The 15,629-nt window shown below is 70.6% G+C and carries 14 protein-coding genes; 4 read left to right on the top strand and 10 right to left on the bottom strand.

The genetic code is table 11. The features are described from left to right. Nucleotides 1-52: 52 nt before the first annotated feature. Nucleotides 53-832 (bottom strand): class I SAM-dependent methyltransferase, encoded by a 780-nt coding sequence (locus tag ACLQ2T_RS16235; RefSeq protein ID WP_425767019.1) that lies wholly within the window; start codon nucleotides 830-832, stop codon nucleotides 53-55. 54 nt (nucleotides 833-886) lie between these two features. On the opposite strand from ACLQ2T_RS16235, the gene ACLQ2T_RS16230 reads away from it, so the two are divergent. Then, nucleotides 887-1,273, top strand: coding sequence for a PPOX class F420-dependent oxidoreductase (locus tag ACLQ2T_RS16230; RefSeq protein ID WP_425767017.1), 387 nt, complete (start codon nucleotides 887-889; stop codon nucleotides 1,271-1,273). Between the two features lie 174 nt (nucleotides 1,274-1,447). Here the strand turns inward: ACLQ2T_RS16230 and ACLQ2T_RS16225 are convergent, their stop codons facing one another. Next, nucleotides 1,448-1,657: a BldC family transcriptional regulator gene (locus ACLQ2T_RS16225; protein ID WP_007073996.1), complete on the bottom strand. Its 210-nt coding sequence runs from the start codon at nucleotides 1,655-1,657 to the stop codon at nucleotides 1,448-1,450. A 277-nt stretch (nucleotides 1,658-1,934) separates the two neighbouring features. Further along, complete coding sequence (locus ACLQ2T_RS16220) at nucleotides 1,935-2,777, bottom strand: hypothetical protein (RefSeq protein WP_425767015.1); 843 nt, start codon at nucleotides 2,775-2,777, stop codon at nucleotides 1,935-1,937. Between the two features lie 205 nt (nucleotides 2,778-2,982). Here ACLQ2T_RS16220 and ACLQ2T_RS16215 point away from each other — a divergent pair, with 205 nt between their 5' ends. Together ACLQ2T_RS16215 and ACLQ2T_RS16210 are read left to right on the top strand one after the other, a co-directional pair. Next, nucleotides 2,983-4,065, top strand: coding sequence for a Glu/Leu/Phe/Val family dehydrogenase (locus ACLQ2T_RS16215; RefSeq protein ID WP_425767014.1), 1,083 nt, complete (start codon nucleotides 2,983-2,985; stop codon nucleotides 4,063-4,065). A gap of 297 nt (nucleotides 4,066-4,362) precedes the next feature. Continuing rightward, nucleotides 4,363-4,575, top strand: coding sequence for a DUF3073 domain-containing protein (locus ACLQ2T_RS16210; protein WP_425767013.1), 213 nt, complete (start codon nucleotides 4,363-4,365; stop codon nucleotides 4,573-4,575). Between the two features lie 140 nt (nucleotides 4,576-4,715). On the opposite strand, the gene amcA is transcribed toward ACLQ2T_RS16210, so the two are convergent. The 5 genes from amcA to ACLQ2T_RS16185 form a co-directional block, all read right to left on the bottom strand. Continuing rightward, complete coding sequence (amcA, locus tag ACLQ2T_RS16205; RefSeq protein ID WP_425767011.1) at nucleotides 4,716-4,952, bottom strand: multiple cyclophane-containing RiPP AmcA; 237 nt, start codon at nucleotides 4,950-4,952, stop codon at nucleotides 4,716-4,718. After that, on the bottom strand, nucleotides 4,921-6,027 hold the full coding sequence (gene amcB, locus ACLQ2T_RS16200) for a cyclophane-forming radical SAM peptide maturase AmcB (protein ID WP_425767330.1): 1,107 nt from the start codon (nucleotides 6,025-6,027) through the stop codon (nucleotides 4,921-4,923). The genes amcA and amcB overlap by 32 nt, the downstream gene beginning before the upstream one ends. A 168-nt stretch (nucleotides 6,028-6,195) precedes the next feature. After that, nucleotides 6,196-7,350, bottom strand: a complete 1,155-nt coding sequence (purM, locus tag ACLQ2T_RS16195) for a phosphoribosylformylglycinamidine cyclo-ligase (RefSeq protein WP_425767009.1) — start codon at nucleotides 7,348-7,350, stop codon at nucleotides 6,196-6,198. 61 nt (nucleotides 7,351-7,411) lie between these two features. Further along, nucleotides 7,412-9,013: an amidophosphoribosyltransferase gene (gene purF / locus ACLQ2T_RS16190; RefSeq protein ID WP_425767007.1), complete on the bottom strand. Its 1,602-nt coding sequence runs from the start codon at nucleotides 9,011-9,013 to the stop codon at nucleotides 7,412-7,414. Nucleotides 9,014-9,173: 160 nt separating this feature from the next. Continuing rightward, a complete protein-coding gene (locus ACLQ2T_RS16185) occupies nucleotides 9,174-9,536 on the bottom strand; it encodes a sterol carrier family protein (protein ID WP_425767006.1) in 363 nt (120 codons plus the stop codon). Nucleotides 9,537-9,742: 206 nt separating this feature from the next. On the opposite strand from ACLQ2T_RS16185, the gene ACLQ2T_RS16180 reads away from it, so the two are divergent. Then, nucleotides 9,743-12,046, top strand: a complete 2,304-nt coding sequence (locus tag ACLQ2T_RS16180; protein ID WP_425767005.1) for a carboxypeptidase regulatory-like domain-containing protein — start codon at nucleotides 9,743-9,745, stop codon at nucleotides 12,044-12,046. 119 nt (nucleotides 12,047-12,165) lie between these two features. Here the strand turns inward: ACLQ2T_RS16180 and ACLQ2T_RS16175 are convergent, their stop codons facing one another. Together ACLQ2T_RS16175 and purL are read right to left on the bottom strand one after the other, a co-directional pair. Next, complete coding sequence (locus tag ACLQ2T_RS16175) at nucleotides 12,166-12,912, bottom strand: 2-phosphosulfolactate phosphatase (protein WP_425767004.1); 747 nt, start codon at nucleotides 12,910-12,912, stop codon at nucleotides 12,166-12,168. Nucleotide 12,913: 1 nt separating this feature from the next. Next, a complete protein-coding gene (gene purL / locus ACLQ2T_RS16170; RefSeq protein ID WP_425767003.1) occupies nucleotides 12,914-15,598 on the bottom strand; it encodes a phosphoribosylformylglycinamidine synthase subunit PurL in 2,685 nt (894 codons plus the stop codon). Nucleotides 15,599-15,629: the final 31 nt, after the last annotated feature.

Below are 15,629 nucleotides of genomic sequence, written 5' to 3'. Positions count from 1 at the left end.
ACGGAAGGGCTCCTTGCGGCACAGCAGGGGCCCTTCCTGACGTTCCGCCCGCTCAGCCGGGCAGGTGCAGGGTGGCCAGGTAGTACGGGGCGTCGCGGTCGTCGATGTCGGCCAGTCGCCACGGGGTGCCCCGGACCAGGTCGGCCAGCTCGGTCGGGGAGCAGACCAGGTAGTCGAACCAGGGGGTACTCAACTCCCGGTAGCGCAACCGCAGCCGCAGTTGCCCGCCGAGGCGGCCCCGACCCCGGTTGGCCTCGTGGTAGCCGGTGTGCACCGGATCGCGGGTGCCGTAGGGATCGGTGCCCTGGGCGATCACCTGCGCCCCCGGGTTGGCCATCGCGGCCAGCGCGCCGAGGAAGGCCGGTGCCCGTTCACGGCCCTCCAGCAGCCCCAGATTGTTGCCGAGCAGCAGGAAGGTGTCATACCGCCGCCCACTGGCGGCGTGCTCGTCCACAGTGCCGAGCACCAGGTCGCGTACGCCCCGACGACGACACACCGCCAGCGCGCCCGGCGAGACGTCCAACCCGGTGACGGCTACACCACGTTCCTGGAGCAGCAGCGCGATCCGTCCGGCGCCGACACCGATGTCCAGGGTGGCACCGCGTACCCGCTCCACCGCCCGGTGATCGTGGGGCTGCCACTGCGACGGCTCCTCGAGGTACTGGGCGGCGGGCGCTCCGTTGACCAGTCCGTCGTCCCTCTCGATGATCTCGATGACCGGGCGGGGTAGGCGCCCGCCGGCCAGCGGACGGGGGCCGACTCCGGTCGCCACGGCCAGCGCGTCGCGCAGCAGTTCCCCGAAGACGTCACCGATTCGCGGTTCTGTCGTCACATCCGCCACGCTATCGGCCTGCTCATACCCCGCGGACGCCCGTACTCTGAGGGGGTGACCACGTTGGATCGCCTCGCGGCGGAGAAGTACATCCTCCTGACGACCTTCCGCAAGGACGGCAGGGCCGTGCCGACCCCGGTCTGGGCGGTCCGCGACGGTGACGCCCTGGCGGTGTGGACCGCCGCGGACGCCGGCAAGGTGAAACGGATCCGGCGCAGCGGCAAGGTCACGGTTGCGCCCTGCGACGTCCGTGGTCGGCCACACGGCGCGGCGGTACCGGCCACGGCGACCCTCTACGACCCCGGCGCCATGGAGCGCATCCGTGGGCTGATCAAGCAGAAGTACCGGGTGCTGGGTCGGTTGAGCCTGCTCGGCAGCCGGCTGCGTCGCGGCCAGGGCGGCACGATCGGCATCCGACTCGAACTGACCGACTCGGACTGAGCGTCCCGATCTGACGAGCCCGGCAAACCGGCTGAGCGGCCAGTCAGCCGCCGGGCGGCCGTAAGTCGAGGTCTCGACCCCAGGACACCGGGTTCTCCCGGCCTGGACGAGCTGAAGGGCGGCAGATCATCAGATCCGCCGCCCTTCAGGCGAGCTTCGTTATCTGTCGACCGGTCAGTCCCCTTGACGCTGCTGCGGGATCTGCCCCTGTAGCAGCGCTCTGACCTCCGACTCCCGGTAACGGCGGTGGCCGCCGAGGGTCCGGATGGCACTGAGCTTGCCAGCCTTAGCCCAACGGGTCACCGTCTTCGGGTCGACACGGAACATCGACGCCACCTCGGCCGGTGTAAGTAGCGGCTCTGGTTCGTGCGTTCGCGATGCCATCGGTCACTCCTCCACATGTATAGACATCGGCCGGGGTCCCGCCGGCCGACGCGTCTCCCATGGTCCGGCTAGTCCCCGATGTCCGACATGGGCCGAACGGCCGAACGTCCCTAGACGGACGGATGAACCATGCCCGATTTATACCACCTTTACACGCCAGAACCTACCTTATTCGGACTCATGATCACGGTTCGTGATGCATCAACTACGAAGGAACCTCAGATTGTGAACGGACATTGTCGGGCATTGTCGGATGAGTTGCCCGGACAATGTCGGACTAGTTACACCGCTCCAGAAGCTGCACGGCACGCCACCGAGCGACCAATTTGTCGTACGCCGCAGAGGCCTCCTCGGCCTCGCCCTGCGACAGCCCGGCCAGTCCCGCCGCGACCAGTTCCGGCGAATCGTCCTCGGCCAGGGTCTCGTCCGAGAGCAACTCCACCAGGCCGCCGTAGTCCAGCTCGACCACGGATCGCGGGTGGAACTCCTCCAGCCACCGGGCCGCCTCCTCGACCGCCTCGGTGATCGGGGCGTCCCCGACCGACTTGCGCAGTACGGACAGCGCCCGGGAGGAGCGACGCCGAGCCTTGGAGATCTCCGTACGGAACCGCAGTGCCCGGCGATCCGGCTCGGTGACGTGCTGCCGCTCCTGGGCATCGAACAGCACGAACCAGCGCAGCGGCACCCCCCAGGTGGCGATCTGCTCGTGCACCCGGGGCACCCCGCGCTCCAGCACCCGGGCACCGCTGCGCCAGTCCTCCACCACCGCCTTGGCCTGCCCGGCCAGCACGGGTGGGACGAAGGCGTCCGCCAGCACCGGCGGCACTCCGTCCCGGGCGCTCAACGCCGCCTCGGCCACCCGGATCCGCAGGTTCCACGGGCACACCAGCAGCGTCTCGTCGGCCTCCAGGACGTACGCCTCCTCGGGCAGATCGGGCAGCCGGGTCCAACCGGCGCCGAGCGCCTCGATCACCGAGGTCCGTTGTCGGCCAGGCCCCTCCACGGGTGCCACTGCCCGCCCCTGCTCGACATAGCGTCGCCAGTACGCCTGGCGGTCCCGGTCGAAGGCGGTCAACGGCTCGTACACGCGAAGGTATGAAGCGAAGAGCGACGACGGCACGGCGCGATCCTCCCACGAATCGCAAGCCGAGCGTTGCTCGGCGTCACCGTGGCCTGCACCGGTGGGTGCCCGCTGGACGGGACGGACGGCTGGCGAGGGCACCCCGGGCCAGGCCGATACTAGGCTTCGCAGCACCGGCAGCATCCCCGCCGGCGTAGACCAGGTCCGCGTCCCACGAGGGCGCCCGCCGACACAGGAGTCAGTCATGGGCGTATTCGCCAGCACCGACGATCCGGAATCCACCGGTCACGAACAGGTCGTGTTCTGCCAGGACAAGCAGACCGGCCTCAAGGCGATCATCGGCATCTACTCCACCGCGCTGGGCCCCGCCCTCGGTGGCACCCGTTTCTACCCGTACGACAGCGAAGAGGCGGCCCTGGCGGACGTCCTCGATCTGTCTCGCGGCATGGCGTACAAGAACGCCCTGGCCGGTCTGGACCTGGGCGGCGGCAAGGCGGTCATCTGGGGCGACCCGGCGCAGATCAAGACCGAGGGGCTGCTGCGGGCGTACGGCCGCTTCGTGGAGTCCCTGGGCGGGCGCTACTACACCGCCTGCGACGTGGGCACCTACGTGCCGGACATGGACGTGATCGCCCGCGAGACCCGGTACGTCACCGGCCGCAGTGTGGAGCACGGCGGGGCCGGTGACTCCTCGATCCTCACCGCCTGGGGTGTCTTCCAGGGCATGCGGGCTGCGGCCGAGCACGTCTGGGGGGTGCCGACCCTGCACGGCAAGCGGGTCGGTGTGGCCGGTCTGGGCAAGGTCGGCAAGTACCTGGTCGGCCACCTCATCGAGGACGGCGCCGAGGTGGTGGCCACCGACGTCAGCCCGCAGGCCCTGGAGTGGGCCCGCACGACCCACCCCCAGGTCTCGCTGCTGGACGACGCCTCCGCGCTGGTAGCGGCCGACATCGACGTGTACGCCCCGTGTGCCCTCGGGGGTGCGCTGAACGACGACACCGTGCCGGCCCTGCGCGCCAAGGTGATCACCGGTGCGGCCAACAACCAGCTGGCCCACCCGGGCGTCGAGAAGCTGCTGGCCGACCGCGGCATCCTCTACGCCCCCGATTACGTGGTGAACGCCGGTGGTGTGATCCAGGTCGCGGACGAGATCGAGGGCTTCGACTTCGAGCGGGCCAAGCTGCGCGCCACCCGGATCTACGACACCACCCGGCAGATCCTCCGGCTCGCCGACGACGAGGGCGTTCCGCCCGCCGTGGCAGCCGACCGGTTGGCCGAGCGGCGGATGGCCGAGATCGGCCGACTGCGCGCCATCCACCTGCGCTGACGACTCTCCGGTAGGGGCGGGTGGGCCGATCCCGCCCGCCCCGGCCGGTCGATCCCGGTTACGCTGGGAACACGACGCATTCGCTAGGTTTCGCCCCCTGTCACGACCGTTCCCGGCACCGCTCCTTACCGGGTACAGTGGGTGACGACCACCGGCCGCAACGCGCGGGGGCGGTCGACGGTAACCCGAGGTGCCGAACGGTGGCATCCCCATGTACCGTAAGAGCCACGAGAGATGCCTGACGTCATCGGGGCCCGCCTTCGGGCTGCCCCGCATTCTGTGCGAGGGGGTCGAGCCATGGGGCGCGGCCGTGCTAAGGCCAAGCAGACAAAGGTGGCCCGGGAGTTGAAGTATCACTCCCCGAACACCGACCTCGCCGCCTTGCAGCGAGAACTCGGCGGCGGCGGCAAGTCGGACCGCAACTTCGACGACGACTACAACGAGTACGTCGACGAAGACGAGGACCATACCGAGGACGACCCGGACAAGTGGGTTCGTCCGACCCGCTGACCCCCGGTCGCATCTGAGCACGCGGCAACTCCCGCGTGCTCACGTATGTGCCCGCCAAGGCGGCGCAACACCCGACGATTCAAGGGCCTGCCATGCCCGGACCAGACTCCGGTAGCGTGGCAGGCCCTTGAATCAGTCGGTCATCGTGGCCGGTTGTTCCAGTTGTAGAACGTCGGGATGTTCTCGAAGTGGTTCCAGGCGCAGACCGCGCTGGCGCCGTCACCACCTGCCACCTCCGCCCGTGACCGTCGCGCGGCATCGGCCTCGTGCAGGAGAGCGGTGAGCCCGACAGCGGCCTCCCGCACCTTGGTGCCGACCTGGTCGGAATCCTCTCCGGTCGCTTGCTCAGATTCCCGACGGCTGGTGGTTTCGGGCATGCTCCAACACTCCCTCCAGTAAGCGGATCTTGCTGTTGCGGCAGTGCTCGGTCTCCGTACCGTCAAAACGCCCCAGCTCGAAGTACCGGTTGGCCGCGTGGCCCCCGCCACAGAATCCGAAGTAGGGGCAGGAGGAACGGCATGCCTCCACCCCGTTGAGGAACTCGCCGACCCAGGCCGTCCGCTCGGTGGCCTCCGCGAGGATCGTGTGCAGCGGGGTGCGGAGCACGTTTCCGCTGCTGAAATCGCCGTAACGCGGATCGGTGAAGCCGGCCAATTCGGGCGAGAGCACCACTACCGAGCCGTCGTAGGCGATCGTCGGGATCGGGTCGAGTCGACGAGGCAGCAGATCGTCAGCGGTGTCGTTCAGCACCGCGGCGGCGTACCGCAGCGACCACTCGACCTCCCGCAGATGGATCCGCGGCCGGCGGCGCCAAGCGGCCACCAACTCGGCCCAGAACCCGGTCACCAGGGCCGGATCGTGGGCGTTGTCCCGGGTGTTGACTCCCTCGGTCTCCTCGATGTTCACCCCGAGCACCTCACAGCCGAGGTCGAGGCAGTAGTCGTACAGCTCCGCCGCCCGGCCGGGGGTCGGGTCGTTCACCACCGCCAACGCCGAGAACGGCAGGCCGTGCCGACGCAGGGCCGCCACACCCCGGACGATCCGGTCGTACGCGGGCCGGCCGGAGCGGGTGACCCGGTCGCCGTTGCGCTCACGGGGACCGTCCACGCTCACGCTGACCCGCATGCGATGGGTCACGAAGAACTCGCACCAGGCGTCGTCGATCAAGGTGGCGTTTGTCTGGACGTGGTGCTCCACCTCCGGGCTGAACGGTGCCATCAGCGCGGCCAACTGCTCCCGACCGGCGGCCAGCGGCTCACCCCCGTGCCAGACCACGGAGAACCGGGCCGAGGCCGCCCAGGGGTTCACCGAGGCGGCCACCGCCTGCGCAACCTCGACCGGCATCCGCCGGTCGGCCGCCCGCAACGGCAGGTAGCAGTAGGCGCAGTCCAGGTTGCAGAGGGTGGTGGGCTGCATCACGACGTACGACGGGACGGCGGTCAGGCCGCGCATCCCGGGTATCGGTCGTCCCCGTGCAGCCATCGCCCTCCTCGTAGCGGTAGAAGGCTGCCGGGCACACCCCGGCAGGTCAGGCCCCGCAGCGTTGAGGGTGCCCTACAGGCTAGGCCGCGACGACCGCTCGGGTGAACCCGGACCAGACGCCCGGGCGATCGGATCACCTCAGCCGCGGGTGTGCTGACCGACCATCTTCACCGCGCCGGTGCCCTCGATGACCTCGCCCACCTGCCAGGCGTCGACCCCCCGGCCGGTGAGGGTGGCCAGCGCCCGATCGGCGTCCTCGGCCGAGACGATCGCGAACATGCCGACCCCCATGTTGAAGGTCGACTCCATCTCCGGGTCCTCGATCCGTCCCTTGGACTGGATCAGGTCGAAGATCGGCTGCGGGCGCCAGGTGGAACGGTCGACCACCGCGTCCACGTGCTCGGGCAGGATCCGCACCAGGTTGCCGGGGATGCCGCCGCCGGTGACGTGGGCCAGCGCCCGCACCTCGGCCTCGGCGATCAGCTTGAGGCAGTCCTGGGCGTAGATCTTGGTAGGGGTGAGCAGCTCCTCACCCAGGGTGCGCTGCCGACCGAAGTCGTCGATCACCACGTCCAACCGCATCCGCCCCGCGCCGAGCAGCACGTGCCGGACCAGGGAGTAGCCGTTCGAGTGCAGACCGGACGAGCGCATGGCGATCACCACGTCGCCCACCTCGACCCGCGCGGGGCTGAGGATCTCGCTCTCCTCCACCACCCCGACACCGGTGGCGGAGATGTCGTACTCGTCCGGACGCAGCACGCCCGGGTGCTCGGCGGTCTCGCCACCGAGCAGCGCGCAGCCCGCGTAGCGGCAGCCGTCGGCGATGCCGGCGCCGATCTCGGCGACCTTGTCCGGCACGACCTCGCCGGTGGCGATGTAGTCGAGCAGGAACAGCGGCTCGGCGCCGCAGGCGACGAGATCGTCGACGACCATCGCGACCAGGTCGATGCCGACCGTGTCGTGGATGTTCATCTGCTGGGCGATGACCAGCTTCGTGCCGACCCCGTCGGTGGAGGACGCCAGGATCGGGTTCTTGTACTTGGTGGTGTCGAGCCGGAACAGGCCGGCGAAACCGCCGAGGTCGCCCATCACCTCCGGCCGGCGAGTCTGCTTGACCTTGGACTTCAGCAGCTCGACGGCGCGGTCACCCGCCTCGATCGACACGCCGGCGTCCGCGTACGAGACCGAACGTTTGCGAGCCTGACGGCCGGTGCCGGCAGTCCAGGGCTGGCGGTCGCCGCCAGCGCCGGTCGGGCTGCTTCCTGCGCCGCTGCGCTCGGACACGTGCGTCACGGTTCTCCCCTTTGTGGTTCTCGGCTGCTGGTCGACGGTGACCGACCGCAACCGGACGATGCTACGGGCGGTTTGTGGTCGCCGACATCTCCAGGTCGGAGCGCGAGGTACGGCGCGCCCGGCTGAGATCGTCGTCGGCCCCCGCAGCGGCGACGAGCGGAGGGACGGGTTGCTCGATGGAGTCGGTGTCGTCCGAGTTGTGGGCGACGCGACGACCGATTCCTTCGAGGACGTGCTTGCCGATCAGGTTGCCCACGGGGAGTTCGATCGGATACTCCCCGTCGAAACAGGCCCGGCACAGGCGGGTCTTGGGCTGCTCGGTCGCGGCGATCAGGCCGGGCAGTGAGACATAACCCAGTGTGTCGGCACCGATGGAGCGCCGGATGCCCTCGTTGTCGAGACCGTTGGCGAGCAACTCGGCCCGGGTGGCGAAGTCGATGCCGTAGAAGCATGGCCAGGACACCGGCGGAGAGGAGATGCGGACGTGCACCTCAAGCGCGCCGGCCTCGCGCAACATCCGGACGATCGCGCGTTGGGTGTTGCCCCGGACGATGGAGTCGTCGACCACGACCAGGCGCTTGCCGCGTACGTTCTGCCGTAGCGGGTTGAGCTTGAGTCGGATGCCCAGCTGACGCAGGGTCTGCGACGGCTGGATGAAGGTACGTCCGACGTACGGGTTCTTCATCAGGCCGGCGCCGTAGGTGATGCCGGACTCCTCGGCATAGCCGATCGCCGCCGGGGTGCCCGACTCCGGAACCGGGATGACCAGATCGGCCTCGACCGGGTGTTCCTTGGCCAACTGCCGGCCGATCTGCACCCGGGCCGCGTGCACGTTGCGACCGGCGATGGTGGCGTCCGGACGGGCGATGTAGACGTACTCGAAGAGGCAGCCCTTGGGCTCGGGGGCGGCGAACCGGGTGGACCGCAGCCCTTCGGCGTCGATCGCGATCAGCTCGCCGGGCTCGACCTCACGGACCACGCTGGCACCCACGATGTCCAACGCCGCCGTCTCGCTGGCCACCACCCAGCCCCGCTCCAACCGGCCGAGCACCAGAGGGCGTACGCCGTGCTGGTCGCGGGCGGCGTAGAGGGTGTTCTCGTCCATGAAGACGAAGCTGAAGGCGCCGCGCAGGCGCGGCAGGACCTCCAGGGCCGCCGCCTCCACGGAGAGATCCGGTCGACTGGCCAGCAGCATGGTGACCAGTGAGGTGTCGTTGGTTGACCCGTCCGCACTCAGACCCCGCTCGGCCGCCTCACGCTGCAGCTCGGCGGTGTTGACCAGGTTGCCGTTGTGCGCCAGGGCGATCGTGGTGCCGGCGCTGGTGGCCCGGATGGTCGGCTGGGCGTTCTCCCAGGTGGAACCACCCGTCGTGGAGTAGCGGGTGTGCCCGATCGCGAGATGCCCGCGCAGGCTGGCCAGGGTCGGCTCGTCGAAGACCTGGGCCACCAGGCCGAGATCCTTGTAGACCACCACGCCGGAGCCGTCGCTGACCGCTATCCCGGCCGCCTCCTGCCCCCGGTGCTGTAGTGCGTACAGCCCGAAGTAGGTCAGATTGGCGACCTCTTCCTCAGGCGCCCAAACGCCGAAGACGCCACAGGCGTCCTGGGGGCCAGGTCGTTGGGGATCAAGGTCGTGGCTCAGCCGGCCGTCACCTCGGGGCACTACCGCTCCCTCTTGCTGGTCTGGACTGGCCTGGCGGAACCCCAAAGGGCCTGCTCCGCTGATCGGCCGGGACCACACTGTCGTCGCCTGACAGTGTACGCGAATCCAAGTCGCCACATACAGTCACGTTGTCACCGCTATAGGTCAGCCGAACCATGCGTCACTCCAGTTCGAGGGGCAGGTACGGGGAGAGGTCCGCACGACTGCCACTCGCCCGTACGCGACCCTCCGTGACCGCCTGGGTCCAGTCGAGTCGCCCGGTGGCCAGCGCGAGCCAGGTTTGCGGATCCATCTCGACCGTGTTCGGGGGCGTACCGCGGGTGTGTCGCGGACCCGGAACGCACTGAACTGCACCGTAAGGTGGGACGCGCACCTCCACCGATCGGCCGGGGGCACGATCCGCAAGGGTGGTCAACAAGGCCCTGACCGCCTCACGGAAGACCGACCGTTCAGGTGTGCGGCCCTCATCGAGCGCCGCCATCGCCGCCGCGACCGCGGCGGACTTATCGCACGGAGAGGACACGACGGGACGATACGGCCTCGCCCCGCCACGCATCACGCTGGCCCTGGGTCGCGCCGATCCGCCCCGACAAGGCATAGTTGCCGACGGCGTATTCGTACCGTGATGTTCCCCAGGCTCGGCACCCCGCCGGCCAGGGAAGATCAGTCCGGAAGGCGGTGGACGTGTCAACACACCGACGAGCCTGGCGAACGCGGGCCGGTGTGGTCGTGGCGCTGATTGTGGGTGCCCTGCTCGCGGTCCCCGCCACACCCGCTCTCGCCGCCAACCCGGACGTGGCGATCACCAACCTGCCGAACGGCAACCTGCAAGCCGGTCAGCAGACCTCGATGACGTTCAGCGTCAAGAACAACAACGAGCTGCCCACCGCTTTCAGCATCGCCGTCAGCACCTTCAACGGCCTCAGCTGCCAGGGCGAGTGCAACATCCCGGCTCGGCTGATCCCGCCGGGTGAAGAGGCCTCGTTCACGGTGAACCTGGTCGCCGGCGACGTGCCGGCCGGTCAGGAGCGCTCCGGTCGGGTGCGGGTGTCCGCCCGCGCCGGCGGCGACCAGGGCGGCGACGAGCGCGACATGACCGTGCGGGGGCCGAACCCGCCGCCGACCACTCAGGCGCCGCAGACGGTCCGGTCGATCTCCGGCAAGGTGGTCAACCAGGCCGGTGACGGGGTGGCGAACGCGTACGTCCTGCTCAAGGACAGCGCCGGCAAGCAGTACGAGACCAACACGAACTCCGACGGGAACTTCCGCTTCACCGGCAGCAACGACCGCCCCATCGCGCCGGGTCGGATCGATATCGGTGCCAGCTCGAACAGCGTCCGGGAGGTCGTGAGCTTCACGGCGAACGCCGGTCAGAGCGTCACCGGACAGCGGATCACCCTGGCGATCCAGGCGTCGAACAGCCCGAGTCCCACCCCCTCCGCCAGCGAGTCCGCAGTGCCGACGGAGGACCCCTTCGACGACGAGTTCGCCGAGGATGAGGAGACCACCCCCGGCGAGCCGGCGGCCCCACCGGCCCAGGCCAGCAACGAGGACTCCGGTGGCTTCGGCAGTTGGCTGCTGGTGCTGCTCGGCGGCCTGTTCGTGGCCGTCGGTGTCGGCACGATCGTGCTGCTGTGGATGAGGCGCAAAGAGAACGAGGACGGCGAAGTCGACGGGGACGCCCCCGCCGCCGCCCCCGCTGGCGCGGTTCCGGCGGCCCGAGGCAACTTCGTCAGCGCGGACGACCAGACCCGCGTGGTCAACCGGGTCGGCACCACGCCCGACCCGACCATGGTCGCCGGTGCCGGGATCAGCAACGCGCCGACGATGATGCACCAGCCGGTCGTCGACGACGTTCCCCCGGACCCGTACGCCGCGCCCGTACAGCCCTACGGCGCTGCGGGCGGAGCCGGCCAGGCATGGTCGGGCGGTCGCTACGGCGACGAGCCCGCCGGCTACGGCACCCCCGGCTACGGCAACACCCCGTCATCGGGTGCCGGTTACGGCAGCACTCCATCCTCCGGTGCCGGTTACGGCAGCACCCCGTCCTCGGGTGCCGGTTACGGCGGCCGTGACTACGGTGCCGGCGGTGCCGGGGCGGACTACCCGCCGGCCGGTGCCGGTGGCGGCGCCGGCTACGGCGAGCGGTACGACGAGCCGACCGGGCGTTACACCGGCGACGAGACCCGTTACCCCGCGCCCGCCGACCCCTACGCGACCGGCTTGTACGAGCAGGGCACGGGCCAGGGCTACGGACAGAGCGAACCCACCGGCTACGGCCGGGGGGAAACCGGCGGCTACGGCCGAGGTGAGGCCGGGGGCTACGGCCAGACCGAACCGACCGCCGGATACGGCCGGACCGAGCCCACGAGCGGGTACGGCCAGGCCGACCAGCCCGGGTACGGCCAGGCCGGGTCGACCGGCGGTTACGGTTCGGCGGAGCCGGACTACAGCCGGGGCGAGCCGACCGGCGGTTACGGCAGCGCAGCCACCGGCGGTTACGGCCAGAGTGAGCCGACCGGCGGGTACGGCCAGGCTGGGACAGCGGGCGGATACACCCCCAGCACCACCCCCACCAGCTACGGCCAGAGCGAGCCCACCAGCTACGGCCAGGGTGAACCGACCAGCTACGGGCAGAGCGAGCCGACCGGCTACGGCCGGGGTGAGCCCGCCGGCGGGTACGGCCAGGTCGAGCCGACCGGAGGCTACCCTGCGCAGCCCGCTGGGTACGGACAACCGGCGGAGGGCTACGGCCAGGCCAGCGGGTACGACGATGCCGGCCGCTACGGCGGCTACGGCCAGGGCGGCGGCTACGGCCAGGAGACCCCGCAGCAGCGCGGCGGCTACGGCAGCGGCTACGAGCAGAGCGGCGGGTACGGCCCGGAGCAGCCGCCACGCCAGCGCGAGAGCTACGACGGCGGCTACGAGCAGGGCGGCGGCTACGGCGCCGATCCGGCACAGGCCGGCCGTGCCCGTCCGGAAGCCGGCCCGGGAGAGCGCGGCGGACGTCGACTCGACTGGCTGGACGACTGAAGCGACGCCCGCGGAGGACGACGGCGCGGTGACGGCGGGCATCATCTGCCGCCGCCACCCGCCGTCGTCCCCGGCGCGTCCGGCCTGGTGTCACTGGCCCGAGGGTGAAGACGCCCTCGCTAGGCCCGGGTGAAGACGCCCTGCCGCAGCAACGGGACCACGGCCGAGGTGTCCAGGCGTACGGCGATTTCGACATCCTCGGCAAAGCCGCCCTCGGTCAGTTCACGGCCCGAGACACAGCCCCGGACCGCCGCCGGCACGTCCGGGATGCTGGCCAGCGCGGCCAGTGCCACGGCGGCTTCGACGGAGAGACCGCCGGCCACCCCGGACAGCGCATCGAGCACCCTCGCCGCACCGAGTTGATCCTCCACCGCTGGGCGCAGCGAGCCGTCCGGCCAGCGTTCCCCGGCCGCGATCACACCGATAGGTGCGGTGGTCGAGCCGTACCCCTGGCTCAGCAGCCAGTGCCCGACACGCAGGTTGGCCGCGACCACCGGTAGGCCGGTGGCGCTGGCGGCCGCGCTGATCGCCGAACCGTTCGGAGAGGGCAGCACCAGGTCGGACACCACCGGTGCTCGGCTCATCGCGGTCGGCGACAGCGACCAGGGATGCTCTGCGGTGACCTGTCGACGACCGACTGCGGACACCGCGCCGACCCGATGCGCGTAGGCGGCAGCCTGTTCGCCCCAGGGGAAGGGGTGCACCCGCATTCCCCGCCCGACCGCCACCTCGACCGTGGTGGTGAACGACAACACGTCCACCACCACCAGCGCGGCACAGACCCGGCCGAGTTCGGCCGCCCCGGCCAGGCCCCAGTCGAACCGGGCCCCGGCACCGGATTGGGTCAGGTCGGGCCCGGTCGACACCTCAGCGTTCGTCGGCAGTCGGCTGCGTTCCCGGCGCCTCGGTGGTGGGGTCACCGTCACCGGTCTGTTGGCGGACCGGCGGTGCCGCCCGCTCGACCTCCTCGACGGAGGGTTCGACGCCCGCCGCCACCGGTGCGGACGGCTCGGAGTCCTCCTCCGACGGCGCCGCGCCGGCCTGATCGCCCTCGGCGGTCGCCACGGCCTCGCTCACCGGCGCGGCCTCGACCACGCCGTCGGAGGCCGGCAGCTCGACCGGGGAGACCCCGCCGAACAGGGCCGGCAAGGTGGCGGTGTGCGCCTCGCGCAGCTCGTCCAGGCCGATCCTGAACTGGCCGTGCACCTCAAGCGCACTGCCCGAGGGGTCGGTGACCCCGATCGGTTCCCCCGGCACGCCGTACTCGGTGCAGAGGGCGGTGAACGCCTTCTCGTGGCCCCGAGGCACCGAGACCAGCACCCGACCGGCGGACTCGCTGAACAGGAAGACGAAGGGCATCGAGTTGCCCTCGAAACGCTCCGGCACCGCGATCCGGGCACCGACGCCGTGCCGCAGGCAGGACTCCACCAGGCTCTGCGCGAGACCCCCGTCGGAGAGGTCGTGCGCCGAGCTGAGGTGACCCACCCGGGCGGCGGCGGCCAGCAGCTCGCCGAGCTGCTTCTCCCGGGCCAGATCGACATGCGGGGGTACGCCACCGAGGTGCTGGTGGGTCACCCAGGCCCATTCCGAGCCGGAGAGCTCCACATGGGTCTCGCCGAGCAGGAAGAGCTGGTCGTGGTCGCCGCTGGGCCGCGGGACGAAGCCCATCGCCACCCGCTCGGCGACGTTCTCCAGGACGCCGAGCACCCCGACGACCGGGGTCGGGTGGATGGCCGCCGCCCCGGTCTGGTTGTAGAAGCTGACGTTTCCGCCGGTGACGGGGATGCCCAGCTCCGCGCAGCCGTCGGCGAGGCCGCGTACCGCCTCGGCGAACTGCCACATCACGCCCGGGTCCTCCGGGGAACCGAAGTTCAGGCAGTCGGTGACCGCGATCGGGGTGGCCCCGGTGACCACCACGTTGCGGTACGCCTCGGCCAGGGCCAGCTTGGCGCCGTGGTACGGGTCGAGTCGGGCGTACCGGCCGTTGCCGTCTACCGACAGGGCCACTCCCAGGCCGGTCCGCTCGTCGATCCGGATCACGCCGGAGTCCTCCGGCTGGGCGAGCACGGTGTTGCCCAGCACGTAGCGGTCGTACTGCTCGGTGACCCAGGTCTTGTCGCACAGGTTCGGCGAGGCGATCATGCGCAGCACGGTCTCGCGCAGCGCCTCCGGGTCGGCCGGCCGGGGCAGGGTCTCGGCCCGGTCGGCCTGGAGCAGGATCAGGTCGGCCGGCTCCCGCATCGGGCGGGCGTAGACCGGACCGTCGTCCACCAGCGAGCCCGGCGGTACGTCGACCACCAGGTGGTCCCGCCAGGTGATCAGCAGTCGACCCGGCTGGCCGTTCGGCTCGGGCGGGGTGACCTCACCGATGGCGGTGGCCAGCACCCCCCACTTCTCGCAGGTCTTGAGGACGGTCTCGAGCTTGGCCGGCTCGACGACCAGCAGCATCCGCTCCTGGGACTCGCTGGCCAGGATCTCGTGCGGGTCCATCGAGGGCTCACGCAGCGGCACCCGCTCCAACCAGACCCGCATGCCGGTGCCGGCCGCTGCGGCGGTCTCGGTGAGGGCGCAGGTCAGCCCGGCTCCGCCGAGGTCCTGGATGCCGGCGACCAGTTCGGCGTCGTACAGCTCCAGGCAGGCCTCGATCAGCAGCTTCTCGATGAACGGGTCACCGACCTGCACGGAGGGGCGACGCTGCTCGCTGCCCTCGGTGAAGGTCGCGCTGGCCAGCACCGACACGCCGCCGATGCCGTCGCGCCCGGTCTTGGCGCCCATCAGCACCACGACATTGCCGGGGCCGACGGCGGCCTTGTTCTGCAACCGACTCACCGGCAGTACGCCGAGGCAGAGCGCGTTGACCAGGGGGTTTCCCTGGTAGCAGGGGTCGAAGACCACCTCGCCGCCGATGTTGGGCAGGCCCAGGCAGTTGCCGTACCCGCCGACGCCGGCCACCACCCCGGGCAGCACCCGGGCGGTGTCGGGATGGTCGGCCGCGCCGAAGCGCAGCGGGTCCATCACGGCGACCGGACGGGCGCCCATGGCGAGGATGTCCCGGACGATGCCGCCGACCCCGGTGGCCGCACCCTGGTACGGCTCGACGAAGCTCGGGTGGTTGTGCGACTCGACCTTGAAGGTCACCGCCAGCTCGTCGGAGACCTGCACCACACCGGCGTTCTCCCCGATGCCGGCGAGCAGCCGGTCACTCGGCGGGGCCTTCTCGCCGAACTGGCGCAGGTGCACCTTGCTGGACTTGTAGGAGCAGTGCTCGCTCCACATGATCGAGTACATCGCCAGCTCGGACTGGGTGGGCCGGCGGCCCAGGATGTGCCGGATGCGGTCGTACTCGTCGTCCCGGAGCCCCAGTTCGGCGTACGGCTGGAGTTCCTCCGGGGTGCCCTCGGCGCGCGGCACGGTGTCCACCCGATCCGCCCACTCGGCCTGCCCGGAGGCGTGCCGGGCCGGCGCGACGGCCGGATATGGCTGGACCGGCTGTGCCGGCGTGGCCGGGACTGCCTCCGGGGTCTCCCGTACCGGGTCCGGATGCGTAGTCATGACCTCTCCTCGTTGCGCTCGCCGCCGTAGG

Source organism: Micromonospora sp. DT229 (assembly GCF_049844505.1).
In the GTDB taxonomy this organism is placed as follows: Bacteria; Actinomycetota; Actinomycetes; order Mycobacteriales; family Micromonosporaceae; genus Micromonospora.
Note: the sequence above shows the minus strand (reverse complement) of the source record. Positions and strands in the feature narration are given on the sequence as shown.

Coding starts and splice junctions, on each gene's coding strand:
- ACLQ2T_RS16225 (WP_007073996.1), bottom strand. CDS start 1,657: ATGGCATCGCGAACGCACGAACCAGAGCCGCTACTTACACCGGCCGAG.
- ACLQ2T_RS16215 (WP_425767014.1), top strand. CDS start 2,983: ATGGGCGTATTCGCCAGCACCGACGATCCGGAATCCACCGGTCACGAA.
- ACLQ2T_RS16210 (WP_425767013.1), top strand. CDS start 4,363: ATGGGGCGCGGCCGTGCTAAGGCCAAGCAGACAAAGGTGGCCCGGGAG.
- amcA (WP_425767011.1), bottom strand. CDS start 4,952: ATGCCCGAAACCACCAGCCGTCGGGAATCTGAGCAAGCGACCGGAGAG.
- amcB (WP_425767330.1), bottom strand. CDS start 6,027: ATGCGCGGCCTGACCGCCGTCCCGTCGTACGTCGTGATGCAGCCCACC.
- purL (WP_425767003.1), bottom strand. CDS start 15,598: ATGACTACGCATCCGGACCCGGTACGGGAGACCCCGGAGGCAGTCCCG.